This window comes from Acinetobacter sp. GRABPA_MV_2 (assembly GCF_056725885.1).
Genome location: NZ_JBWZNA010000002.1, coordinates 326,599 through 350,361 on the forward strand (window position 1 = coordinate 326,599; position 23,763 = coordinate 350,361).

Below are 23,763 nucleotides of genomic sequence, written 5' to 3' on the forward strand. Positions count from 1 at the left end.
GAATATCCTTTTTATGTGTTCTTTATTCCGCATATTTTTTATGCACAAATATTAAGACATAAAAAAAGTGCTCTGCATAGAACACTTTTCAACCTCACGGTCATTTTTACTATATGAAATTTAAAAATATTCCTAGAAAAATGATTAATCCTACCCAACGATTGTGACGGAATGCCCAAAAACAGACTTGAGGGTTGCGGTCTTTGGTTTTAATTGTTTGATATACAAAATCAAATGCGACTACAGCTAAAGCAATAATTGCCCATGGGAATAAAATATTTTCTAAATATAGCGCAGTACCAATCAAAACAAGGCTAGATGCTTGTAAAAACGCAATAATCTGGATGTCATATCGACCAAAAAGAATAGCTGTAGATTTCACACCAATCTTTAAATCATATTCACGGTCTGTAATTGCATATTGAGTGTCATAAGCCACAGTCCAAGCCAAATTACCAAAATAGAGCAACCAGCAAGTTAAATCTGGAGTTTTACCTACAGCGGTAAAGGCCATAGGAATAGACCATGAAAATGCTGCGCCTAAAAATACTTGAGGTAAGTTGGTATAGCGTTTCATAAATGGATAAATAAACGCCAGAAACAATGCCCCAAATGACCAGTAGAAGGTTTCGATCGGTAAAAAGAACAACAGACACGCACTTGCTAAAACAAGGCCCAAGAATACATATACAGCTTCTCTTGCACGAATAATTCCAGTTGCGAGCGGACGGGTTTTAGTACGCTCTACATGACCATCTACTTTACGATCAGCAAAGTCATTAATCGCACATCCAGCAGCGCGCATAAAAATGATGCCTAAAATCATGACAAATAAAATACCTAAATCAGGTATTCCTTTTGATGCAACCCAAAGTGCCCACATGGTTGGCCAAAACACCAGTTCAGTACCAATTGGATTATCAAATCGACATAGATAATAATAAGCTTCTAAACGCTGACGCCATGTTGTGCCTGTTGCAGTCGTCATAGTAATTCCTTGTCGTGCTGCTGATTTAAAAAAGCTTCAAAAGCCGGTAAGAATGTTTCTTGGACGATAAATTTACATCCATGCCAAGTATAGCAACTTTGTCGCGTCCAGCCTTCTGGCAAATGAATGACACGACGGTCACAAAGCGGAGTTATTCTTTGAAATAGAAAAAAGCCAATCGGTTTAGAACCAATGTGCTGAAATATACGCGCTCTTTTACGTAAGCTTTGAATTGGAAAAATACTTTTTGCTTTCACCCACGGCTCTGCTTCACAGCCATATAAATAGGTTTCCCTCACCCATGAAGTATGAGCATGAGGCATGTTCATCCATTGACTATCTGCAAAAGTTAAACGCTGAAAGTGTTCTTTAAAGGGCTTCACACTGAACTGTCCACCACCAAGCTCAGTTAATTGTTGAGTCAGAGAACCAGAAGCATACAACCATGTTTTCAACTCAGGATTTAAAGCCTTTTCCTGTTTAAGTACTGGTTGTCGTTTACGCATAATCTGCTCACATGAAAACTCGCACCTAGTTTACTCCAAATTTTTGATAAAAAACGTAGAGAATTCAATCAACATTCCAAGCAATAAAAAAAGCCTGCATAAGCAGGCTTTTTTATGAAATATGTATTACAGGCTGTAATACATATCGAATTCAACTGGGTGAGTAGTCGTGTTAAGACGACGTACATCTTCAGTTTTAAGTTCGATGTATGCATCAAGCATTTCTTTAGTGAACACGCCGCCTTTTAACAAGAATTCGTGATCTGCTTGAAGTGCTTCAAGAGCCATATCTAAGCTATGAGCAACAGTTGGGATTTTTGCTTCTTCTTCTGGAGGAAGATCATACAAGTTCTTATCAGCAGCTTCGCCCGGATGGATCTTGTTTTGGATACCGTCGATACCAGCCATTAACAATGCAGCGAAACCTAAGTACGGGTTCATCATTGGGTCTGGGAAACGAGCTTCGATACGCTTACCTTTAGGGCTAGAAACGTATGGAATACGGATAGAAGCAGAACGGTTACGTGCTGAGTAAGCAAGCATAATTGGTGCTTCGAAGTGAGGAACCAAACGCTTGTATGAGTTTGTAGATGGGTTTGTGATTGCATTCAATGCACGAGCGTGCTTGATGATACCACCGATGAAATACAATGCCATTTCTGAAAGGCCTGCATATTCATCACCAGCAAACAAGTTTTTGCCATCTTTAGAGATAGACATATGAACGTGCATACCAGAACCGTTATCACCTACCATTGGTTTAGGCATAAAGGTTGCAGTTTTTGCATATTGGTGTGCAACGTTCCAAACAGCATATTTAAACTGTTGAACTTCGTCAGCTTTACGGACAAGCGTATTGAAGCTCACACCAATTTCTAATTGGCAAGAAGCAACTTCGTGGTGGTGTACTTCTACACGACCTGGGCCCATGATGTCTTCAATTTTTGCACACATTTCTGCACGCATATCTTGTGCAGAGTCAACTGGAGGAACTGGGAAGTAACCACCTTTAACACGTGGACGGTGACCTGAGTTACCAGACTCGTAATCTTTACCAGTAGACCAAGCAGCTTCTTCAGCGATTAATGTATGACGAGCGCCAGACATATCGATGTCCCATTTCACTTCATCAAATACAAAGAATTCTGGCTCTGGACCAAAGAATGCAGTATCACCAATACCTGTAGATTTTAAGTATTCTTCTGCACGGCGAGCAATCGAACGTGGATCACGTTCATAACCTTGACCAGTTGAAGGTTCAATAACGTCACAAGTCACAACTACAGTTGGTTCAGCAAAGAACGGGTCGATAAAACCAGTTTCCGCATCTGGACGTAAAATCATGTCAGATGCTTCAATGCCTTTCCAACCAGCGATTGAAGAACCATCAAACATTTTACCGTCTTCAAAAGTATCTTCATCAATAGAATCAGCTGGGTAAGTTACGTGCTGCTCTTTACCCTTAGTATCAGTAAAGCGAAAATCGACCCATTTTGCGCCACTTTCTTGTATGAGTTGAAGGACCTTGTTCGCCATGCTCATTTTGCTCCAATGAAATTTTGTTGCACTTGTTGAGTGCGTGTTAGTTGCTGGTATTTATTAAGCAATTCTCATACCAACTTCATAAGACTTACCTAAAACATTGAATTACTTATAAGTATTCATGATTTAGGCCCCTTGTCTTGAACCCATTATACTGTTTGCTTGTGTAAATGCACCATATTCACACATTTTCAAATTATGGCATATTTAAATAGCTCATTATTGCCCTAATTTAGTGCAAAATTGTTGCGCTGATATAACGCACTGCATCAATTTCTAACAGTCGTCCATGATCATAATACTTTCTTATATATAATGCTGAGATTCTTATCGGATTACCTGAAAATAATCACTCCTTTGACATCAATTTTCCTCAATGAGTTTCTTTTGTTTATTTCAGCAACTTAAATTTATGACTTAAACCATCAGTTAAAAGCCTTGTGCTTTAGTTAAAATCTAATAATTATTTTTCATTTTTATGAATTTTTCTAAATAAATGGACTATTTAGTCGCTATCTAAGCAGTTAATAAGACCACATATAGTAGATCTCACATTACTCGGCAAAAATTAAATTTTACTATTCATGTTCTTTTTCATTCACTTTTTTTATACAGGCCAAACTTGCTTTTATTATTAAAAAAAACTAAAAACTATATGCATAAATTTTTGTTATAAATAAACAAACCAAAAGTTATGTTTATAAAAAACTTAAAAGCATTCAAGGATTTGAATAATGAAATATGACTTTGAACAATCGGATAAAGCTTTTTTCGGCCATCCAAAACCATTAAAAACTTTATTTTTTACAGAGCTTTGGGAAAGATTTTCTTATTATGGTATTCGGCCTTTACTCGTTCTTTATATGATCGCAATGGTTAATGACGGTGGTTTAGGCCTTGACCGTCCAACTGCAGCCGCGATTGTTGGGTTATTTGCTGGATCTATGTATTTAATGACAGTTTTTGGTGGCTGGATTGCCGATAACTGGTTAGGTCAGGCACGGTCGGTCTGGTATGGTTCTATTATTATTGCACTAGGTCATTTATCTATTGCCCTCACTACCATTTTTGATCAATTCTTTTTTTATTTCGGTTTAGTCCTTATTGTTATTGGCTCAGGATTATTTAAAACCTGTATTTCGGTAATTGTGGGAACATTATACAAAGCTCAGGATAGTAGGCGCGATGCTGGTTTTTCCATTTTTTACATGGGGATTAATATGGGGTCGTTTATTGCCCCACTTATTACAGGTATATTGGCTCGCGATCATGGCTGGCATCTAGGTTTTGGGATTGGCGGCCTTGGAATGTTGATTGCTTTACTTATTTTTCGTACATTAGCGATTCCACAGCTACAGTCTTTCAATCAGTTGCGCCAACAAACTGACAACTGCAATAAGCCTGTCGTAGAAAATAAAAATGCGCCTAAAATTGTATTTAGCTTTTTATTCGCAGTTGCAGTCATTATTACGCTTACCTTATTTGGTGTCATTCATATTAATCCGGTCGCGGTAGCAACTTATTTAACAATTGGGATTGGTATCGGCATTATTGCTTACTTTGCTTATTTATTACTTTTCTTGAATTTAGAGCAACATGACAAATTTAAAATTATTATTTGTTTTGTTTTATTAGCAACATCAGCATTGTTCTGGTCTGCTTTTGAACAGAAACCCACTTCTTTTAATTTATTTGCGCAAGACTATACAGATCGTATGGTTTTCGGATTTGAAATCCCAACTGTATGGTTCCAATCCATCAATGCCCTTTTTATTATTATATTCGCTCCAATTGCAGCATGGCTTTGGGCAAGACTGGGTAAATCAAATAAAGATCCAAGCTATATCAGTAAATTTATCATTGCATTGTTACTTGCAGCTGGCGGCTTTCTCGTTATGTCCTTTGCTAGTCGTTTCGCAATTGCTGGCGGCTTAGTTTCACCATTTTGGTTAGTCGGTACTTTGTTTTTGCTTACCATGGGAGAACTTTGTTTAAGCCCGATTGGGTTATCAACCATGACTAAACTTGCACCTGATGTAATTCGAGGCCAAATTATGGGACTATGGTTTACTGGCTCAGCTTTAGGTAATCTCATCGCTGGTCTCATTGGCGGGCACGTATCGTCAGATGGTATTGATCATTTACCGACTCTCTTTATGCGATGCGTTTTGGCATTAATCGTTGGTGCAATCGTGTTATTTTTATTAAAGAAACCTATCAATAGATTAATGAACAAAAGTACCAGCAAAGTTCAACCTGACTTGGAAACTATATGAGCGTTTTAACTGTTCCAGAAAAACTTGAGAAACTTCGTGAACTCATGCGCAATCGGCATGTTGATGCTTTGATTGTGATGAGTGCCGATCCCCATATGTCAGAATATTTACCAGACTACTGGAAAGCAAGGCAGTGGTTAAGCGGTTTTAGTGGTTCGGTTGGTACGCTTGTGGTGACACAAAAGTTTGCTGGTCTCTGGGCGGATGGTCGCTATTGGGTACAAGCCGAGCAACAACTTATTGGAAGTGGCTTTGATCTTCAAAAATTAACAAGTGATGAATCTTCAACACATCTCGCTTGGATTGAAAAAAATCTACAATCAGAATCAGTCATTGTGGTAAATGGGCATACTTTATCCATTCAACAATTTAAGGCGCTCGAACATACTGCACGACTTAATCACTATAAACTTGAAACCCAGCAAGATTTAGTCGGAGAGATTTGGGTAGACCGTCCAGAACTTCCATCAGAAAAAATCCATTTAATGCCTGAAGGGTTAAATGCCCTCTCTCGTAAAGAAAAAATTCAGGCAATTCGCGAGAGCTTAGCTAACAAGAATATTGCGGGTCATTTTATTTCATCTTTAGATGATATTGCATGGGTCCTAAATGCACGCGGGCAAGATGTAGAATATAACCCTGTTTTTCTTTCTCATTTTTATATTAATTCAGAGCAAGCTATTCTTTTTATTGATGCTGAAAAAGTTGATGTACGCATTCAGCAAGCTTTGGCAGCCGATGGTATTGAAATTCGTAACTACGAAGATACAGCTAAGTTTTTATCGAATATCTCTGATGCTTCAGTACTTTTAGATCCAGCCAAAGTCTCGATTTTTCATGAACAAGTCATCGCAAAAGATATTCGAGTTGTATACGACATCAACCCGAGTACACTTTTTAAATCACGTAAACATGAAAGTGAAATTGCCCATATCCGTCATGCCATGGTGAAAGACGGAGTCGCGCTTTGCCACTTTTTCCACTGGTTAGAGAAAGCCCTTCATCATGGTGAAAGCATTTCAGAACTAACTATTGATGAGAAAATTACGGCTTTCCGTGCTCAGCAAGATGGATTTATAGGACCGAGTTTTTCAACGATTGCTGGCTTTAATGCTAATGGTGCTCTACCCCACTACCGTGCAACTGAAGAGCACTATTCATTTATCGAAGGTGATGGTCTATTACTCATTGACTCTGGCGGCCAATATGTTGATGGAACAACGGATATTACTCGTGTTGTTCCTGTAGGCACGCCAACAGGGCAACAAAAACGTGACTACACATTGGTTTTAAAATGTCACATTGCCTTGGCAAAAACGATTTATCCAGAAGGTTTAGCCGCTCCTTTACTCGATTCAATTTGTCGCAATACTTTATGGCAACATGGTTTAGATTATCGACATGGAACAGGCCACGGTGTAGGCTTTGCGCTTAATGTTCATGAAGGTCCGCAAGTTCTTTCTTATTACGCACCTATTCATGCCTATAGCAAATTGCGTGAAGGAATGATTATTTCTAACGAGCCAGGCTTATACCATGAGGGACAATACGGTATTCGTATTGAAAATCTGGTTGCAAACAAACTTCACTCTGGATTTGAAAAAACTTATGGTGAATTTTTAGAGTTTGAAACGCTGACCCTTTGCCCGATTCATTTAGATTGTATCGTCGTTGACATGCTAACGAATGAAGAGAAAGACTGGTTAAATGGTTATCATCAAACTGTTCAAGAAAGACTGGCCGAACATTTATCTGGCGATGTTTTAGATTGGCTGATTTATAACACACGTAAAATTTAATCTTCTTGTGTGAATAAGGCAGAATAATTTTTATTTCTAATAAAAAGCATATTCTGTCTTATTAATACTTATCTATAATTTTAAAAAGCTCCACCTTCCCAAAGCCTTTTTTTCTGCAAATTTCTAACGAATGAAATAGTTAAACTGGTTACTTCTTTTTTTGCTATATTAGCCCATTAGAAAGCGGCTTCTTATTTTATATATCTAGAAAGCCCTTTCTGAAAACGGGTATCAATATGGGTAACTATTTTAGTCACTTATTAAATATATATTAATTATCATGAGGTTAAGTTCATCATGCTTCTAATGATCGACAATTACGACTCTTTTACCTACAACATCGTCCAGTATTTTGGCGAGTTGAATCAGGAAGTAAAAGTAGTTCGCAATGATCAAGTCACATTAGAGGATATTGAACGATGGCAACCAAAATATCTCGTGATTGGTCCGGGTCCTTGCTCTCCAAGCGAAGCTGGTATTTCAATTCCTGCAATTAATCATTTTGCTGGAAAAATTCCTTTGCTTGGCGTGTGTTTAGGGCATCAAAGTATTGGGCAAGCTTTTGGCGGAAAAATTGTAAGAGCCAAAACGGTGATGCATGGACGTTTATCTGATATGTACCATAGCAATAAAGGTATTTTCAGTAATCTTCCTAGCCCTTTCTCAGCAACTCGTTATCATTCATTGGTGATTGATCAGCAAACACTGCCTGATTGCCTTGAAATAACGTGTTGGACCAATGAAGCAGATGGCTCCATGGAAGAAATCATGGGTGTTAAACATAAGACATTGCCTGTTGAAGGCGTGCAGTTCCACCCTGAATCGATCTTGAGTCAACATGGCCATCAAATCTTTAAAAACTTTTTAGATATTTATGCATAAGTGGTCCCTATGAATATTCAACAAGCACTTAACCATATAACAAAAAATATTCACCTAACTCAGCCGCAAATGGAAGACATTATGCGTAGCATCATGCAAGGTGAGGCAACCGAAGCACAAATTGGTGCTTTGATGATGGGCCTTCGCATGAAAGGTGAAAGTATTGACGAAATTACTGCTGCTGCACGTGTCATGCGTGAATTTGCGATCAAGATCGATGTTAGCGATATCAAACATTTAGTTGATATTGTAGGCACAGGTGGCGATGGGCAAAACTTATTTAACGTCTCTACAGCATCAAGCTTTGTCATTGCAGCAGCAGGCGCAACTATTGCAAAGCATGGTAACCGAGGCGTTTCAAGTAAATCAGGTTCATCTGACCTACTTGAACAAGCAGGTATTAACCTTGATTTAGATATGCAACAAACTGAGCGCTGCATTCGTGAGATGGGTGTAGGCTTTTTATTCGCTCCAAACCACCACAAAGCAATGAAATATGCTGTCGGCCCACGTCGTGAGCTTGGTGTTCGTAGCATTTTCAATTTACTCGGCCCGCTTACGAATCCGGCCGGCGTAAAACGCTTTGTGATTGGTGTATTTTCAGATGAACTTTGCCGTCCAATTGCCGAGGTTATGAAGCAGCTTGGTGCTGAACATGTCATGGTGGTTCATTCAAGAGATGGACTTGATGAAATTAGCCTTGCTGCTCCTACCGCTATTGCTGAACTCAAAGATGGTGAAATTACCGAATGGACGCTTAATCCAGAAGATGTCGGGATTGAATCACAAACTTTAAATGGTTTAGTGGTAGCAGATGCTGCAGCAAGCTTAAAGCTGATCAAAGATGCATTGGGTAAAAATAAATCTGACATTGGTGAAAAAGCAGCAAATATGATTGCGCTTAATGCGGGGGCAGGTATTTATGTCTCAGGCATTACTCAAACCTATGCTCAAGCTGTTACATTCGCTCAAGATATTATCTATGGCGGACAAGCTTTAGAAAAAATGAGTGTTTTGGCTGAATTTACCAAAACATTAAAGCAATCTCAGGCAGATTAAGGATTTCTCATGATTAATATTCAAAATACCATTTTAGGTAAAATTGTTGACCGTAAACATGAGGAACTTGCTGCGCGTTTAAAACAACGTAATTTGCAAGATGTTGAAGAATTAGCAAAAGCTGCGACTCCAGTGCGTGGCTTTGCCAACGCTTTAAAACATAAGCGCCCTGGTGTGATTGCTGAAATAAAAAAAGCCTCTCCATCAAAAGGAATCATTCGCGCAGACTTTAATCCTGCCGAAATTGCCCAGCAATATGAACAAGCTGGAGCAGCATGTCTATCGGTACTGACCGATGTTGATTTCTTTCAGGGTGCAGATGAAAATATTGCCATCGCTCGCAATCATTGTGCCCTACCTGCTTTACGTAAAGACTTTCTGGTCGATCCATATAATGTAGTTGAAGCACGTGCTTTGCATGCGGACTGTATTTTATTAATTGTTGCTTGTTTGTCTGACCAGCAACTCGAAGAAATGTCAAAAACTGCGTTTGAATATCAACTTGATGTATTGGTTGAAGTTCATGATGAAGAAGAAATGGAACGAGCTTTAAAGCTTTCTGAGCAATGTTTATTAGGCGTGAATAACCGTAATTTAAAAACGTTTGATGTAGATTTAAATACATCCATTCGATTGAAAAAATTACTTCCGACCTCACGTTTATTAATCACTGAAAGTGGTATTGCGACACCAGATGATGTGCGTATGATGCAAGAGCATGATATTCACAGTTTCTTGGTGGGCGAAAGTTTTATGAAACAACCACGTCCAGATCAAGCTTTTACTGCACTTTTTGGACAATCTCAAACGGTTTAATGAAGATATATGAGTAATAAAGATTCATCGCTTTCTAAAGAGCAACAAAAGTTATTGAAGCAATTTAAAAAGCAAATCTCCAATCCTCATTCAAGCAAAATCGCAAATCAGCCTGAGTCTAAAAAAGCTCAGGCTGAGTCTGAAGAATTGGAAGGTATACATCTATTTCAACAGGCTGTTGCTGGCGTTAAACGCATCAACAATAGTAATGTTGCCGATGTAAAAACACCTCGTGCCAGAAAAGTCGACGCACAAACTCTAGCGAAACGGGCAGCTGCCGAAGGTGGTCGTGACACCGAACATGCCGAACTATCTGATACACAAGCTGCTTTAAATCCAGTCGCAAGCCAAGCAACGTTAAGCTATCGCATTGCGACTCTTCAACATAAAGTGTTTGAAGACTTAAAAGCAGGCAAGATGCGTTGGTTTGAAGCTGTAGATTTACACGGCTGTACCATTGAACAAGCACGTGATGCAGTTTTACAAATTATCCAAATGGCAAAAGATGAAAATCAAAATGTCATCAAAATTGTGCATGGAAAAGGCCCAGAAGCGGTCTTAAAAACCTATGTCAACGGATGGTTACGTCAACACCGCGATGTTTTGGCTTTTGTAAGTGCTCCAGAAAATCAAGGCGGCACAGGTGCTGTTCTCGTACTGCTTAAACGAGCAGAAAAAAATCCGAAGTTCGAACAAAAAAAATGATCCTTTGGGATCATTTTTTTATATCAAACACCTGCAATAATTGAGCAACTACTGCAATGGCAATCGTTGCAGGTTGTTTCGATGAAATCCCTTCTATACCAATAGGACAAACTAAGCGTTGTAATGTTTCCGGAGTATAACCGCGTACTTGCATACGTTTCTCAAAAATAGCCCTTTTACTTTTTGAGCCAATCATCCCAACATAAGCAAATGGTTTTGTCGTAGGTTTCAAGGCTGCAAAACATAGTTGCAAATCTAATTGATGATCGTGAGTTAATATTAAAATTGCACCTGAACGGTCAAAATGCTCGATCTCGGCTTCAAGCGTATCAGTCGTTAAACATTGAACCTTTTCCAGTAAATCGGATGGGAAAATATCATCACGTGGATCAATCCATTTCACCCGAACACCAATAGGCAATAAACAACGGACGATTGCTTCACCCACATGCCCCGCACCACAAATCAGCACTTGCATGGCATATGGTTGAATCTGCTGGCCAAATTGCCATTCTTCATTACTGACAGGTTGAAACTTGAAACTTGGTTGTTGTTCCATATCCATAATCTGCCAAGTGGATGCATACTGATTTGAGACGGTACGCCATATATGCCTTCCAGCTCGCCATGCTTGCAAACTCATGTATAAATCTGACGGAGTTACAGAGGGTGATATTTTTTCAAACAATAACCACATTACTCCACCACAACACTGCCCCAACCGAGCACTGAGGGTAAACCGTTCAATACACCTCACACAAGTTTCCGATTCTTTTAACATTGCTTTAGCAATATCAATGGCCTGAAACTCTAAATGCCCACCACCGATCGTATCTGACTGCTGCCATTGCTGTTGCAAATTAAACCGCAATAACATTGTTGCACCAACTTCTCGTGGTGTTGAACCATCAGCGCGGACCACTGTGACCAATACCATAGGTAGAGCATCGACTTGCCACGCTACAAAATCAGTCCACCATTGTAAATGTTGCATAATCTTCTACATTTTAGCTTGTGGACGTTTAGCCAAAGCTTGTCCCCGCCCAATCGCAATTGCACGTAAAATTTCTTCGGCAGTTGCCGGAGCATTGAGTACGAGCGGTGCATTTTCTGGAATAGCCGCCTGTACAGCCTGACGAATTGCAGAGAAAACAGATAATGCCAACATAAATGGGGGTTCACCTACCGCTTTGGAGCGATAGATGGTATCTGCCTGATTTTGGTTATCAAACAGTTTGACATTAAAAATATGCGGAATATCAAAACTGGTCGGGATTTTGTACGTTGAAGGCGCATGGGTAAATAAGCGTCCTGCGTGCGGTCCTTGAGGCTGCCAATACAACTCTTCTGTCGTGAGCCACCCCATCCCTTGGACAAAACCACCTTCAATTTGTCCAATATCAATTGCAGGGTTAATTGACCGTCCAACATCATGCAAAATGTCAGCACGTAACACTTTCATTTCGCCAGTTAGCGTATCTATTGCGACCTCGCTGACCGCTGCGCCATAAGCATAATAGAAAAATGGACGCCCTAAATGGTTGACCTGATCATAGTGAATTTCTGGCGTTTTATAAAAACCACTGTCCCATAGTTGTACACGTGCCATATATGCCCGTTGAACCAAGTCAGGAAATGTCCATGAATGACCATTCGCTGTTGAAACCATACTATCTTCAAACTGGACTTGCTCTGCGTCACTATCACTTATGTCTGCTGCAAGTTTTGCCAGACGCTCTCGAATCTTAATACAAGCATTTTGAACAGCTTTACCGTTTAGATCTGCTCCACTCGATGCTGCAGTTGCCGAAGTATTTGGCACCCGAGAAGTGTCGGTTGCAATTAAACGAACACTATCGATGGGTAAACCCAACTCATGTGCAGCAACCTGCCGTACTTTGGTATATAACCCCTGTCCCATTTCTGTACCACCGTGCGTAATCGCAACAGTGCCATCCATGTACACATAGACTAGTGCACCTGCCTGATTGTAATGCACGGCGTTAAACGAAATACCGAACATTAATGGTGTTAGCGCAATACCACGCTTAATGATGTCATTGCTCTGATTAAAGGCATGAATGCTCTGTTTACGTTTCGCGTAATCGCTACTTTGCAATAATTCGGCCACCAGTCGAGGAGCAACATTATCACGGACTTCTGCCCCATAGTGCATACGGTCACGTCCGGCGCCAGGCTGCTCAGCAAAGAAATTACGCTGTCGAATTTCAAGAGGGTCACAACCTAAATAACGAGCAATGTCATCAATAATATTTTCAATGACAAACATGCCTTGTGGTCCACCAAAACCACGGTATGCCGTATTGGAAACAGTATTGGTTTTACAACGTAAGTTACGTAGCTCAACCGCATTTAAATAATAAGCGTTGCCAATATGACAAATCGCACGTTCATTCACTGGCCCAGAAAGATCAGCTGAAAAACCGCAATTTGAAGCCAATTGAACCTTCAAGCCTTGCAAAACACCACTGTCATCAAAAGCCACAGACCACTCATAAGCAAAACCATGACGTTTGCCTGTAGCACTCATGTCGTCATCTCGATCTAAACGTAATTTACACGGACGGCCTGTTTTTTGTGCTGCCAAAGATGCAATGCATGCCCACTGTGCCGACTGTGACTCTTTACCACCAAAACCACCACCCATACGGCGACTTTCCACACTGACCTGATGCATATTCATGCCTAGTGCATGACAAATCAGTAACTGCATTTCGGTTGGATGTTGTGTAGAGCAATAGACTTTTAAGCTCTGATTTTCTTGTGGAATCGCATAGGAAATTTGCCCTTCAAGATAGAAATGCTCTTGCCCGCCCAGTTCAATAGAACCTGATAGTAGATGTGCTGCGTTTTGAAATGCCTGCTCAACTTCACCATGGCTAAATTCTACAGGCGGTAAAACCCACGATTCTTTTTCAATCGCATCTTGAATGGTTAAAATCGGAGTTTCAGGCACATACTCAATTTTTGCTAAGCGAACTGCCTGACGAGCTTGCTGATAAGTCTCAGCAACAACCACAAACAAAGCTTGTCCATAAAACTCAACCTGCCCCTCGGCAAAAATCGGGTCATCTTTAACAATTGGTCCCCAATTATTTTCAACCTCGATATCTTTTGCCGAAAAAACTGCATAAACACCATCAGCCTGACGTACGGCATCCAAATCAAACTTACTGATTTTGCCTTTGGCACAACTTGAAAATCCCACTGCCAGATGCATCGTATTTTCAAGCTCGGGTAAATCATCAATATAAGTTGCCTGTCCAGTCACATGTAAATGCGCACTTTCATGTGGAATGGAGTCGCCAGCTTTAGCCGATTTTTTAGAAACACTGAAGTCAATCGTTTGATTCATGTTAGATCTCCACCACAGCAATCAAGTCATTCACACGAGTGATCGTTTGAGACAGGATTTTTTCTACATAAAAGCGCTGTAAACAGTTTTTTGCGACTTGTAAACGATATGCCGAGCTAGCGCGTCCGTCATCTAAAGGCTGGTAATCTTGCGATAACACTTGCTGTGCTTTAGCCATCAATTCCGCTGTAAGTTGCTGGTCTTCCAATATGGCTTCTGCATATTTTGCACGTTTGGGAATAGCTGCCATGCCACCAAAAGCAATTTTTACATTGTGAGCGACATCATAATGATCTAACTCGCATGAAATGGCCGCACATACCGCAGAAATATCTTGCTCAAAACGTTTAGCAATTTTATAGCTGGCAAATTTAAAACGCGTCTGCCCTTCACGAAGCGGAACAATAATTGCCTCAACAAACTCTCCAAGTTGTAATGCTGTTTTTTGATAATCTATATAAAAGTCTTCCAAAGCAATTTCACGGGTCTGTTTACCTGCGCGCAAAATCAATCGTGTACCTAGCGTAATTAATGCTGGCATTGAGTCACCAATAGGCGAACCATTGGCAATATTTCCACCTAGCGTTCCTGCATTTTTAATCGGCATGGAAGCAAAACGGCGCTGTAATTCTTGAAAGTCAGGATAAACATCTGAAATTTTGATGAGTGCATCACTCAAACTTACATTTGCTCCAATCGTTAAAGCATGATCTGTGACTACAATTTTTTTGAGTTCTTCAACCTGACCGATATAAAGCATATCTCCTAAATTACGGCCTTGCTTTGTGACCCACAAACCAACATCTGTGCTACCAGCAACAATACGTGCCTGCGGCAACTGTAACCGTAAAGCGGCAAAATCCTGTAAAGTCTTTGGTGCAAAAAATTGTTGACCATGATCATTCAAATGCAACGCAGGCAATGCTTTGATCTCTTTTAATACTTCAATTACTTTTTGACGTTTTAATAAAATACGTGGATAGTCATATGCTTTTTGTGCTGCATCGAAAATAGGGCGATAGCCTGTACAACGACACAAATTTCCAGAAAGATAATTACTGACTTGATCTTTGCTTGGACAGTGTTGCTCATTTTCATACATTGCCCATAAAGACATGATAAAACCGGGAGTACAAAACCCGCATTGTGAACCATGCATATCGACCATCGCCTGTTGAACCGGATGAAGTGCCCCATCCTTTTTAGGCAATAATGTACAAAGATCTTCTACTGTAAATAAAGCCTTACCATCTAAAGTGGGTAAAAACTGAATGCAAGCATTCACACTGCGTAATTGCAAGCTTTCATTGACCAACTCACCAATCACTACCGTACATGCACCACAATCGCCCTCAGCACAGCCCTCTTTTGTGGCGGTCTGCCTGGTCTTACCAGTTTGGATATACTCTCGCAGAAATTGTAAAACTGTCATTGTGGGTGTTACATTTTCAACTTGCTGCTGGCTACCACGGAAAAAGAAGGTGATTGGACGTTCTGACATGTTTTATCCTTATGCTCTATAACACTGCATCTGTGCAAATATGATGCCATTAGGCGATCATTTAGAACCTATCAACATTAAATACACATTTGACGTTCAAACTCTTGACTATTAACGATAAAAAACATGAAATTTATTCATCTTTTATTAAGCACGCATAAAACCAGAATAAATATAGTGCGAGGAGTTATGAACATCAGGTCATGTTTCTGATACAATGCCGAGCTTGTCTAATAGAGTAAACTTATACGTCTTATGTCAATGCAGCAATCGTACGCAAATATCCTGACTGCCGTCGGTGAAGATCTTGATCGTCCCGGCCTTAAAGATACGCCTGTGCGTGCGGCTAAAGCTTTTTCATATTTAACTTCTGGCTATAGTAAAACTTTAGAAGAAGTCACCAATAATGCTGTTTTCCCATCAGATAACCATGAAATGGTATTGGTGAAGAATATTGAATTCTATTCGCTTTGCGAACATCATCTCCTCCCATTCTACGGCCGTGTTCATGTAGCCTATTTACCGGAAGGCAAAGTTCTCGGTCTATCTAAATTTGCACGTATTACCGAGATGTTTGCTCGCCGTTTGCAAATTCAGGAAAATTTGACTCAACAAATCGCAGAAGCCGTTGCTGAAGTGACTGGCGCTCGTGGTGTTGCTGTAGTTATCGATTCAGCACATATGTGTATGATGATGCGTGGTGTAGGTAAACAAGAATCTACAACTCGTACAGTTTCATTTGTCGGCGATTTTAAAACCGATAAAGAAGCACGCCGTGAATTTTTAAGCGCAGTACCAGAAAGTTATTAATCTGGTTTTAATGCAAAAATAAGAGCCCGACGACGTTGGGCTTTTTTATATCTAGTTAAAGCACTTAATCTATAAAACATAACAATTAAATTAAGTGATTTTTGTTATAAAAGTACGCATCTTTCTTTTTAAATAATTTATGAGTTCATCATGCGATTTAAAAAAATTTCTTGCCTACTTTTACCGCCTCTTTTTATTTTTAGTACCTCAATTTATGCGGGAAACACCCCCAAAGAACAAGAAGTTAAAAAACTGATAGATCAAAATTTTAAGCCTTTATTAGATAAATATGATGTGCCTGGTATGGCCGTGGGGGTCATTCAAAATAATAAAAAATATGAAATATATTATGGCCTACAATCTGTTCAGGATAAAAAAGCCGTAAATAGCAGTACCATTTTTGAACTAGGTTCGGTCAGTAAATTATTTACCGCTACAGCTGGTGGATATGCAAAAGCAAAAGGAAAAATCTCTTTTAATGACACACCCGGAAAATATTGGAAAGAACTAAAAAACACACCGATTGACCAAGTTAATCTTCTTCAACTTGCGACGTATACAAGTGGCAACCTTGCTTTGCAATTTCCAGATGAAGTTCAAACAGACCAACAAGTTTTAACTTTTTTCAAAGATTGGAAAACTAAAAACGCAATCGGTGAATACAGACAATATTCAAATCCAAGTATTGGCTTATTTGGAAAAGTTGTGGCTTTGTCTATGAATAAACCTTTTGACCAAGTCTTAGAAAAAACAATTTTTCCACCTCTCCATTTAAAAAATAGCTATGTAAACGTACCTAAAACTCAAATGCAAAATTATGCATATGGCTATAATCAAGAAAATCAGCCGATCCGAGTTAACCCTGGCCCGCTAGATGCCCCTGCGTACGGCGTTAAATCGACACTACCAGATATGCTGACTTTTATTAATGCCAACCTCAACCCACAGAAATATCCGAAAGATATTCAACATGCAATTAATGAAACACATCAAGGTTTCTATCAAGTCGGTACGATGTATCAAGCATTGGGTTGGGAAGAATTTTCTTATCCAGCGCCTTTACAAACTTTATTAGACAGTAATTCAGAGCAAATCGTGATGAAGCCTAATAAAGTGACTGCCATTTCCAAAGAACCTTCAGTTAAGATGTTCCACAAAACTGGCTCAACAAATGGCTTTGGATCTTATGTGGTGTTTATTCCAAAAGAAAATATTGGTTTAGTCATGTTAACCAATAAACGTATTCCAAATGAAGAACGCATTAAGGCAGCGTATGCAGTATTAAATGCAATAAAGAAATAATCGTCTTATCTAAAAACAAAAAAGAGAAATGAATAAACTCATTTCTCTTTTTTTATACATTTATTCTTTAAAAGAACCAAACATATCCTAGACTTGATTTCATCCAGTCTTGTTGGTTTTGTTGTTCATAGTCCCAATTCAATCGAACAGCATTATTGCGATTAATCACATATTGCCACTGAGTATTTACTCTCAAATTCCATTGGTTTTGATCTTGCCAATAAGGCAATTCAATTTGCACCACAGAGTTGAAGCGCTCAAACCATTGATTCATACAACCTAAAGTTGGCCCCATTCCTACGCGCCACCCTTTATCTAGATTTGAACCTGTTTGTACATAGGTTTGTACTTGTCCATAGCAAATATGCTTTCGCCCATAGTCTGCAAGACTGTAACCGACCTGAGCATTAAAGCTTGCTACGCCGTGTTGTTTGTCTTCACTAAAGTTTCCATCATTAATGGCTTCCTGACGCCAACTTAAGTTAAAACCCCAACTCAGCGGTGTTTTAAATGGTTGAATCGGGTTATAAGAGTTCACTTCTAACAGATCAAGACGTTCTAGTTTTAAATGGTCATCTCGCCACTGTGCATTACCATTTAAAAATAGTAATTGGGTCCCTGCACGGTAGCCTCCTTGAGGATCTATTAAGTCATGATAGGCTTGCCGATGACCAAGTTCGATAAACTTATCGCCTTGAACCTCACCAGCTTTCACTGAAAGATTACGCGCGTTATGACCTTGAGTCGGCTCCTTTGTTGGTCTTTTTGGTTCTTGACGTTGCTTATCTAAATCAATCTGACTTCTGAGTGCTAAAAGCTGACGTAACTGCGGCTGAGCAATGCTTTCTTCAACTTTACGACCAATAAACTGTAGATATAAATCATCGTAAGCCATCTCGAGGATTTTAGCCTGATCCTGCTCAGTAAATGATTTTAAAATCTGAGAAGACTGCTGTATAGGCAGCATCGCAATTTGATGAGCCACCTTCGCCAGTGAGGCGCCATGCTGATGAGCTTGGGACAATAATTGGGTTTCTAAAGCAGGTCGATATACAGGAGCTTTGGTGAGTCCCTGCTGCTGCATCGATTTAATGGTTTCCATTGGAATAGATGCATAAGTGAATTTCTCTTGCAAGTTAGATTCAGGTTTTACTAAATCAACCAACCCTAACAATCGATAGGCGCAGTTATCACTCACAAAATAATAAGGAAAGCTCACATGTTGCATTTCCCAAATATGGCTTACTAAAAACCGAGTTTCTTCAGGTGATAGATTTAACTCATATTCCCACAAATCGCGGCTTTCAAAATCACCATACTCTTTTACCTTACGATAATAAGGCATCAATGAATATTCGCCTGGATACTGCCCCGTTAAACCTTTCCATGCATATGACCAGTTGTCGTTGCCTGCCACAGTTGCTGCATAGTTTACGGCGTAAGAGACAAGGTTTAACTGCTGTTGATCTTTTGGGTCCAAACGCAATAACGTATGACCAAACATTGAGCTAGGATTGCCCATAAAATCGGTCGCATAAATTAAGGTCGCTTTATGAGGCTTAATCTGCCCAATCCAATTTTCAAATTCGGTACACTTTACTTGAGGCAATTCACTTTCTTGAATGCCGACTTTTTGCATGAGCCATTGACTACGTGCCGGGAACTTACAGCGAATCGACTGGTTATCTTGAGCAGGCATAAATAATGCTGAGATATCCGCTTTCAGTTCTTCTTTTAAGTTATTTTTTCCATTTTCTGATAGGAAATAGCCAGAATAAGTGACCTCACTTTTCTGATTTTTATTGGCATACATGAGCCTTTGCCATGTAATGTCTTGATCTAGATTTTGTTGTTCTGCAATTGACCAATATTTTTGAATAGATGGATTTATATCTGCTGAATACGCAATATTCACTGCCAAAGAGGCAAAAACTAAAACAACTGACTTCATTAAGCTCATCAATTTTTATCATTAAATATAAGAAAAACCCTGCCATAGGACAGGGTTTTCAGTTTCAAACTTATACGTAGGCTTTTAAAACGTCGTCTTTAGCCATTACAGTTTGTAATGATGCTAAAACTTGAAGCGTATTTTGGTTATTTGCAGAATAGATTTCACCAAAGTTTGCTTTTGAAACTTTAAAGAAACGATCTTTGTCTTGAGGTTTAATTTGCATTAACTCAGCAAGTACGTTCAGGCTTTCACCTTGGCCTACTGCCATATCACGTGCTAAAGCTTCAGCATTTTCATTTGTAAATGTAACCACTTGCGCAGTTACTGTTCCGCCTTGACGGCAGCCTAAAGTACCAAAAGTAATCCCTAGTAATTGGTTAGTAAAAATACCATTTGTTGTTGCAGCAAGAATTTTAGGCACCACTCCTTTTTGGCCAGCCCATACTTGCGTACCCACACCACAACCTACATCGTTATCAGCCATAGCAACACTTGAACCAGCTGCTAACAAAGCAGCTAAAGCTAATTTTTTTAACATAGATGTATATCTCCAAAATCATTATTGATTGTTTCTTATGTATTGTTATGTGTAATTCTTATTACACGATATTAAAGATAGCGAGAAGGCTGTGATTTAGCAATTAAAAAATAAATAATATGATGAAAAGTGCTAACGAAAAAATTTACCTTAGATTCCAGTTACCTTGATTATCTCGATGACCTAATATTTTAAGCACGAGAACCAAACTTAAAAGTAATAATAAATACCATGATCCCAGTTTACCCCAACCTACCATATGCCAAGCATCTACCTGACTTGGATAGAGCCAGATTTTATAAAAAGTACTAATATTTTCAGCAATCCAGATTAGAAAAGCGAGGGTCAACAATACAGGTAACATCGGGATTTTAAATTTATATTCATTTAGCTGAAAATAAAGTTTGGTCTTCCAAAAAATAAAAATACTGATTGCAAATAAAATATAGCGAATATCAGGTACAAAAAATTTACTCATAAAGTTTATATATGAGAAAAATGCGAGTAAAAGCATCGTTCCAAAACTTGGAAGTTTTTCAAAAGAAACTTGAAATAATCGGAGTGATCGCGCAAAAAAACTACCTACAGCCGAATACATAAAACCTGCAAATAAAGGCACAGTTAAAATTTTAAATACCGCAGGCTGAGGATATTGCCATGATGCGATCGCAGGGTGCGTTAAAAATATTTCCATAACCATCGCCATGATATGAAATAAAGCAATAACTTTGGCTTCTGCCCATGATTCAAGTTTTAAATATAAAAGACAGATCTGAATCAGCACTGCATAGATGAGTAAATAATCATAACGATAAAAACCCATATATTCATGGCTTCCCATCGGTGCTGTTAAAGCAAAAGCAATTAAAAGTAGAATACCAAACAAGGCTGCCGAAACAGCCTTGCCGATAAAATGAATTGGTAAAGTGAGATGGCGCACAAAAAACTATCCTAGATATTTAGCACTATACTCATGTACTGTATCTACAAAGATTTTTGGTTGCGCAGGGTCTACCCACTGGGTAATACCGTGGCCTAAGTTAGCAACGTAACCTGTTTTTTCACCGTTTGCATAAGCATCGTCTAACATTGCTTTTACAGCTTTTTCAATTGAAGCAGCCGAGCCATATAAAACAGCAGGGTCAAGATTACCTTGTAGCGCTACACGTCCCGACACAATATTACGAGCTGTATTAAGTGGAGTAGTCCAATCTAAACCTAATGCATCTGCACCAGTCGTAATCATTGGCTCTAACCATTGACCGCCACCTTTAGTGAAAACAATAACAGGAATACGGCGACCATCTTTCTCACGTTGCAAACCAGCAATGATTTTATTCATGTAGTTTAAAGAGAATTCGACATATTCACGGTGTGCTAATGCCCCACCCCAGCTATCAAAGATCTGGATAGCCTGAGCACCTGCATCAATTTGAGCATTTAAATAGTCAATAACTGAATCTGCTAAATGATCAAGTAAAGCATGCAAAACTTCTGGTTGCGCGTACATCATCTGCTTGGTAAAACGGAACTCTTTACTTGAACCACCTTCAACCATATACGTTGCTAATGTCCAAGGACTACCAGAAAAACCAATCAGTGGAACTTGGCCACCTAAAGCAGAGCGAATTGTGCTTACTGCATTCATCACATAATCAAGGTCTGACTTTGCATTTAGCTTGGGTAAATCCGCGACATCTTGTTCAGTACGAACCGTTTTTTGAAACTTAGGGCCTTCACCCGTTTCAAAATAAAGCCCTAAGCCTAATGCATCAGGAATTGTTAAAATATCTGAAAATAAAATTGCTGCGTCTAAATCGTAACGGCGTAAAGGCTGTAAAGTTACTTCACAAGCAAATTCTGTATTTTTACATAGAGATAGAAAGTCGCCTGCTTTTGAACGTGTTTCACGATATTCAGGCAAATAACGTCCTGCTTGACGCATCATCCATACCGGTGTGGTATCTACAGGTTCGCGTAACAAAGCTCGTAGGAAACGATCATTTTTCAAAGTCGTCATTACCAATCTCTATATTCTTTATGTGGCAGCATCATATCAAAAACATAGAGATTTTTATAATTTCAATTTCACACAAAAAACTCTTCAATCTACTAAAAAATGCATATTTACACAAAAGTCTACTGCAAGCAGCTAGGTTTTCTGCAATACTTGCAACATGTTACATCGGGTCTATTGATATTCTTTTAACCACTAAATTGCCAATCTTGGGCTCATAGAGATGAGTTATTGGTAATTTTATGCAATTTTAGATTAGATCATGCCCCTATTGCTTATATGAAAATTCTTAAGGTTGAATTACATGTTTGTTCGCTCATTACTCGCTATGAGTTTAAGTTGTATTATTGCTAATGTTGCTTTTGCTGCTTCAACAACTGAGCAACCCCTGAACCCTAAAAAGGTATCAGCTCCTGTAGAAGATCCGATTGATCCTTTAGCAGTAGATGCAGCTTCAACTGTAAAAGCTCAAGCTTCGACACAAATTACCGCTCAAGAACAAAGTGACTTAAATCGAGCGTCAACAACATTACAAAATTTGCAAAAAACTGAAGACCAAAATGCTGATTCAGGTATTGCCGCTTCAGCACCAGTAGCCGTAGCTAAAACGACCACAACAACTGCAAAGACTTCAGCTCCAGCAGTTTCTTGGACATTAGATAGCTTAAATTCGGCTGAATGGTATGAAAATATTGGTAAAGGCCAGTTTCCAGTTTACGCTCGTGCTCACGTCATGCTAAATAATGCACATGCATCACCAGGTGCAATTGACGGTATGAGTGGCAAAAACACTTTAAAAGCAATCTCTTCATTCCAGCAAATGAATGGTTTATCACCTACTGGTGAACTGACTAAAGAAACTTGGGATGCATTAGTTGCTAAGCAAACAAAACCTTCATTTATTGAATACACCATTACTGATGCTGATTTAAAAGGCCCATATGCACAATCAATTCCTTCTGATTATGCTTTACAGGCTAAAATGAAAGGTTTGTATTACACTCGTGTTAGCGAAATGTTGGGCGAAAAGTTTCATATCGATGAAGCTTTCCTAAAAACAATCAATCCAACAGCAACATTCAAAAAAGCGGGTGAAAAAATCATTGTTCCAAACGTACGCAATGATTTACCAGAAGACATTCATTTGATTATTGCGCATAAAGGTGCAAAACAACTGTACCTCTTCAACAGCCGCAACCAAATGATTGCGTCATTTCCTGCAACAATTGGCAGTACTGATACGCCTTCTCCGACCGGTACTTACAAGGTAGTTGGTGTGGCTCGTAATCCTTGGTATAGCTATTCACCATCAAACTTTATTCAAGGTAAAAACTTAAAACCTCTTTCTTTACCACCAGGTCCAAATGCGCCTGTAGGTAATATCTGGATTGGTTTAAGTAAAAAATCTTTTGGTATTCACGGAACACCAAACCCGTCTTTAATTTCTAAAACAGCTTCTCACGGTTGTATCCGTTTAACGAACTGGGATGCTAACGATTTAGGTAATAAAGTACGTTCAGGCGTAACTGTTAAATTCCTTGAGTAATCAATAATTTTATTAAAAACCTGCCTTCATGGCAGGTTTTTTTATAATTCAAAATACATCTATAAATAAAAAAAACTATACGATCATATCAATTATGCAACGACATGTTGCAGTTAACCTATTTTTTCGCCCTAAATAGAACATTA

General features: G+C 39.1%; 19 protein-coding genes. 9 read left to right on the forward strand and 10 right to left on the reverse strand.

All coding sequences use genetic code 11. The features are described 5' to 3' along the window. Positions 1 to 109: 109 nt before the first annotated feature. The 3 genes from ubiA to glnA all read right to left on the reverse strand — a co-directional run bounded on the left by ubiA (position 110) and on the right by glnA (position 3,036). The gene (gene ubiA, locus ACXM0J_RS03485) at positions 110 to 988 is read right to left on the reverse strand and encodes a 4-hydroxybenzoate octaprenyltransferase (protein ID WP_479750258.1); all 879 of its coding nucleotides are present in this window, start codon (positions 986 to 988) and stop codon (positions 110 to 112) included. After that, the gene (locus tag ACXM0J_RS03490) at positions 985 to 1,494 is read right to left on the reverse strand and encodes a chorismate--pyruvate lyase family protein (protein WP_086265810.1); all 510 of its coding nucleotides are present in this window, start codon (positions 1,492 to 1,494) and stop codon (positions 985 to 987) included. The genes ubiA and ACXM0J_RS03490 overlap by 4 nt, the downstream gene beginning before the upstream one ends. Positions 1,495 to 1,620: 126 nt before the next feature. Then, on the reverse strand, positions 1,621 to 3,036 hold the full coding sequence (glnA, locus tag ACXM0J_RS03495) for a type I glutamate--ammonia ligase (RefSeq protein ID WP_170248687.1): 1,416 nt from the start codon (positions 3,034 to 3,036) through the stop codon (positions 1,621 to 1,623). A gap of 734 nt (positions 3,037 to 3,770) precedes the next feature. On the opposite strand from glnA, the gene ACXM0J_RS03500 reads away from it, so the two are divergent. The 6 genes from ACXM0J_RS03500 to ACXM0J_RS03525 all read left to right on the forward strand — a co-directional run bounded on the left by ACXM0J_RS03500 (position 3,771) and on the right by ACXM0J_RS03525 (position 10,573). Further along, positions 3,771 to 5,312, forward strand: a complete 1,542-nt coding sequence (locus ACXM0J_RS03500) for a peptide MFS transporter (protein WP_086265808.1) — start codon at positions 3,771 to 3,773, stop codon at positions 5,310 to 5,312. Further along, a complete protein-coding gene (locus tag ACXM0J_RS03505) occupies positions 5,309 to 7,111 on the forward strand; it encodes an aminopeptidase P family protein (protein ID WP_086265807.1) in 1,803 nt (600 codons plus the stop codon). Before ACXM0J_RS03500 ends, ACXM0J_RS03505 begins: the two co-directional genes overlap by 4 nt. A 297-nt stretch (positions 7,112 to 7,408) precedes the next feature. Further along, on the forward strand, positions 7,409 to 7,993 hold the full coding sequence (locus ACXM0J_RS03510; protein WP_086265806.1) for an anthranilate synthase component II: 585 nt from the start codon (positions 7,409 to 7,411) through the stop codon (positions 7,991 to 7,993). Between the two features lie 9 nt (positions 7,994 to 8,002). Then, entirely contained in the window at positions 8,003 to 9,052 is a 1,050-nt protein-coding gene (trpD, locus tag ACXM0J_RS03515; RefSeq protein ID WP_086265805.1) for an anthranilate phosphoribosyltransferase, read from the forward strand. A 9-nt stretch (positions 9,053 to 9,061) separates the two neighbouring features. Further along, on the forward strand, positions 9,062 to 9,868 hold the full coding sequence (trpC, locus tag ACXM0J_RS03520; protein WP_086265804.1) for an indole-3-glycerol phosphate synthase TrpC: 807 nt from the start codon (positions 9,062 to 9,064) through the stop codon (positions 9,866 to 9,868). Between the two features lie 9 nt (positions 9,869 to 9,877). Beyond that, positions 9,878 to 10,573, forward strand: a complete 696-nt coding sequence (locus ACXM0J_RS03525; RefSeq protein WP_262470012.1) for a Smr/MutS family protein — start codon at positions 9,878 to 9,880, stop codon at positions 10,571 to 10,573. A gap of 10 nt (positions 10,574 to 10,583) precedes the next feature. Here ACXM0J_RS03525 and xdhC read toward each other — a convergent pair whose 3' ends face one another. The 3 genes from xdhC to xdhA are packed head-to-tail and all read right to left on the reverse strand — an operon-like array spanning position 10,584 to position 15,450. Further along, positions 10,584 to 11,567, reverse strand: a complete 984-nt coding sequence (gene xdhC / locus ACXM0J_RS03530) for a xanthine dehydrogenase accessory protein XdhC (RefSeq protein ID WP_086265802.1) — start codon at positions 11,565 to 11,567, stop codon at positions 10,584 to 10,586. A gap of 6 nt (positions 11,568 to 11,573) precedes the next feature. Beyond that, positions 11,574 to 13,949 (reverse strand): xanthine dehydrogenase molybdopterin binding subunit, encoded by a 2,376-nt coding sequence (gene xdhB / locus ACXM0J_RS03535; RefSeq protein ID WP_086265801.1) that lies wholly within the window; start codon positions 13,947 to 13,949, stop codon positions 11,574 to 11,576. A 1-nt stretch (position 13,950) separates the two neighbouring features. Continuing rightward, positions 13,951 to 15,450, reverse strand: coding sequence for a xanthine dehydrogenase small subunit (gene xdhA / locus ACXM0J_RS03540; RefSeq protein ID WP_086265800.1), 1,500 nt, complete (start codon positions 15,448 to 15,450; stop codon positions 13,951 to 13,953). Between the two features lie 261 nt (positions 15,451 to 15,711). Between xdhA and folE the strand changes: the two genes are divergently transcribed. Both folE and ACXM0J_RS03550 read left to right on the forward strand, forming a co-directional pair. Further along, the gene (gene folE / locus ACXM0J_RS03545; protein ID WP_002118643.1) at positions 15,712 to 16,260 is read left to right on the forward strand and encodes a GTP cyclohydrolase I FolE; all 549 of its coding nucleotides are present in this window, start codon (positions 15,712 to 15,714) and stop codon (positions 16,258 to 16,260) included. A gap of 150 nt (positions 16,261 to 16,410) precedes the next feature. Beyond that, positions 16,411 to 17,562 (forward strand): extended-spectrum class C beta-lactamase ADC-265, encoded by a 1,152-nt coding sequence (locus ACXM0J_RS03550; protein ID WP_086265799.1) that lies wholly within the window; start codon positions 16,411 to 16,413, stop codon positions 17,560 to 17,562. A gap of 67 nt (positions 17,563 to 17,629) precedes the next feature. On the opposite strand, the gene ACXM0J_RS03555 is transcribed toward ACXM0J_RS03550, so the two are convergent. The 4 genes from ACXM0J_RS03555 to hemE form a co-directional block, all read right to left on the reverse strand. Continuing rightward, positions 17,630 to 19,513, reverse strand: coding sequence for an Lnb N-terminal periplasmic domain-containing protein (locus ACXM0J_RS03555; protein WP_438357835.1), 1,884 nt, complete (start codon positions 19,511 to 19,513; stop codon positions 17,630 to 17,632). 70 nt (positions 19,514 to 19,583) lie between these two features. Then, on the reverse strand, positions 19,584 to 20,054 hold the full coding sequence (locus ACXM0J_RS03560; RefSeq protein ID WP_002118800.1) for a DUF3015 family protein: 471 nt from the start codon (positions 20,052 to 20,054) through the stop codon (positions 19,584 to 19,586). A gap of 145 nt (positions 20,055 to 20,199) precedes the next feature. Beyond that, positions 20,200 to 20,994 carry a DUF817 family protein gene (locus ACXM0J_RS03565; RefSeq protein WP_086265797.1) on the reverse strand — a complete coding sequence of 265 codons (795 nt, stop codon included), beginning with the start codon at positions 20,992 to 20,994 and terminating at the stop codon, positions 20,200 to 20,202. 6 nt (positions 20,995 to 21,000) lie between these two features. After that, on the reverse strand, positions 21,001 to 22,074 hold the full coding sequence (gene hemE, locus ACXM0J_RS03570; RefSeq protein WP_086265796.1) for a uroporphyrinogen decarboxylase: 1,074 nt from the start codon (positions 22,072 to 22,074) through the stop codon (positions 21,001 to 21,003). 301 nt (positions 22,075 to 22,375) lie between these two features. Here hemE and ACXM0J_RS03575 point away from each other — a divergent pair, with 301 nt between their 5' ends. After that, positions 22,376 to 23,617 (forward strand): L,D-transpeptidase family protein, encoded by a 1,242-nt coding sequence (locus tag ACXM0J_RS03575; RefSeq protein WP_017398631.1) that lies wholly within the window; start codon positions 22,376 to 22,378, stop codon positions 23,615 to 23,617. Positions 23,618 to 23,763: the final 146 nt, after the last annotated feature.

Bases quoted from the DNA above. Each gene is read 5' to 3' on its own strand.
- ubiA (WP_479750258.1), bottom strand. From the start codon at position 988: ATGACGACTGCAACAGGCACAACATGGCGTCAGCGTTTAGAAGCTTAT.
- ACXM0J_RS03490 (WP_086265810.1), bottom strand. From the start codon at position 1,494: ATGCGTAAACGACAACCAGTACTTAAACAGGAAAAGGCTTTAAATCCT.
- glnA (WP_170248687.1), bottom strand. From the start codon at position 3,036: ATGAGCATGGCGAACAAGGTCCTTCAACTCATACAAGAAAGTGGCGCA.
- ACXM0J_RS03500 (WP_086265808.1), top strand. From the start codon at position 3,771: ATGAAATATGACTTTGAACAATCGGATAAAGCTTTTTTCGGCCATCCA.
- ACXM0J_RS03505 (WP_086265807.1), top strand. From the start codon at position 5,309: ATGAGCGTTTTAACTGTTCCAGAAAAACTTGAGAAACTTCGTGAACTC.
- ACXM0J_RS03510 (WP_086265806.1), top strand. From the start codon at position 7,409: ATGCTTCTAATGATCGACAATTACGACTCTTTTACCTACAACATCGTC.
- trpD (WP_086265805.1), top strand. From the start codon at position 8,003: ATGAATATTCAACAAGCACTTAACCATATAACAAAAAATATTCACCTA.
- trpC (WP_086265804.1), top strand. From the start codon at position 9,062: ATGATTAATATTCAAAATACCATTTTAGGTAAAATTGTTGACCGTAAA.
- ACXM0J_RS03525 (WP_262470012.1), top strand. From the start codon at position 9,878: ATGAGTAATAAAGATTCATCGCTTTCTAAAGAGCAACAAAAGTTATTG.
- xdhC (WP_086265802.1), bottom strand. From the start codon at position 11,567: ATGCAACATTTACAATGGTGGACTGATTTTGTAGCGTGGCAAGTCGAT.
- xdhB (WP_086265801.1), bottom strand. From the start codon at position 13,949: ATGAATCAAACGATTGACTTCAGTGTTTCTAAAAAATCGGCTAAAGCT.
- xdhA (WP_086265800.1), bottom strand. From the start codon at position 15,450: ATGTCAGAACGTCCAATCACCTTCTTTTTCCGTGGTAGCCAGCAGCAA.
- folE (WP_002118643.1), top strand. From the start codon at position 15,712: ATGCAGCAATCGTACGCAAATATCCTGACTGCCGTCGGTGAAGATCTT.
- ACXM0J_RS03550 (WP_086265799.1), top strand. From the start codon at position 16,411: ATGCGATTTAAAAAAATTTCTTGCCTACTTTTACCGCCTCTTTTTATT.
- ACXM0J_RS03555 (WP_438357835.1), bottom strand. From the start codon at position 19,513: ATGAAGTCAGTTGTTTTAGTTTTTGCCTCTTTGGCAGTGAATATTGCG.
- ACXM0J_RS03560 (WP_002118800.1), bottom strand. From the start codon at position 20,054: ATGTTAAAAAAATTAGCTTTAGCTGCTTTGTTAGCAGCTGGTTCAAGT.
- hemE (WP_086265796.1), bottom strand. From the start codon at position 22,074: ATGACGACTTTGAAAAATGATCGTTTCCTACGAGCTTTGTTACGCGAA.
- ACXM0J_RS03575 (WP_017398631.1), top strand. From the start codon at position 22,376: ATGTTTGTTCGCTCATTACTCGCTATGAGTTTAAGTTGTATTATTGCT.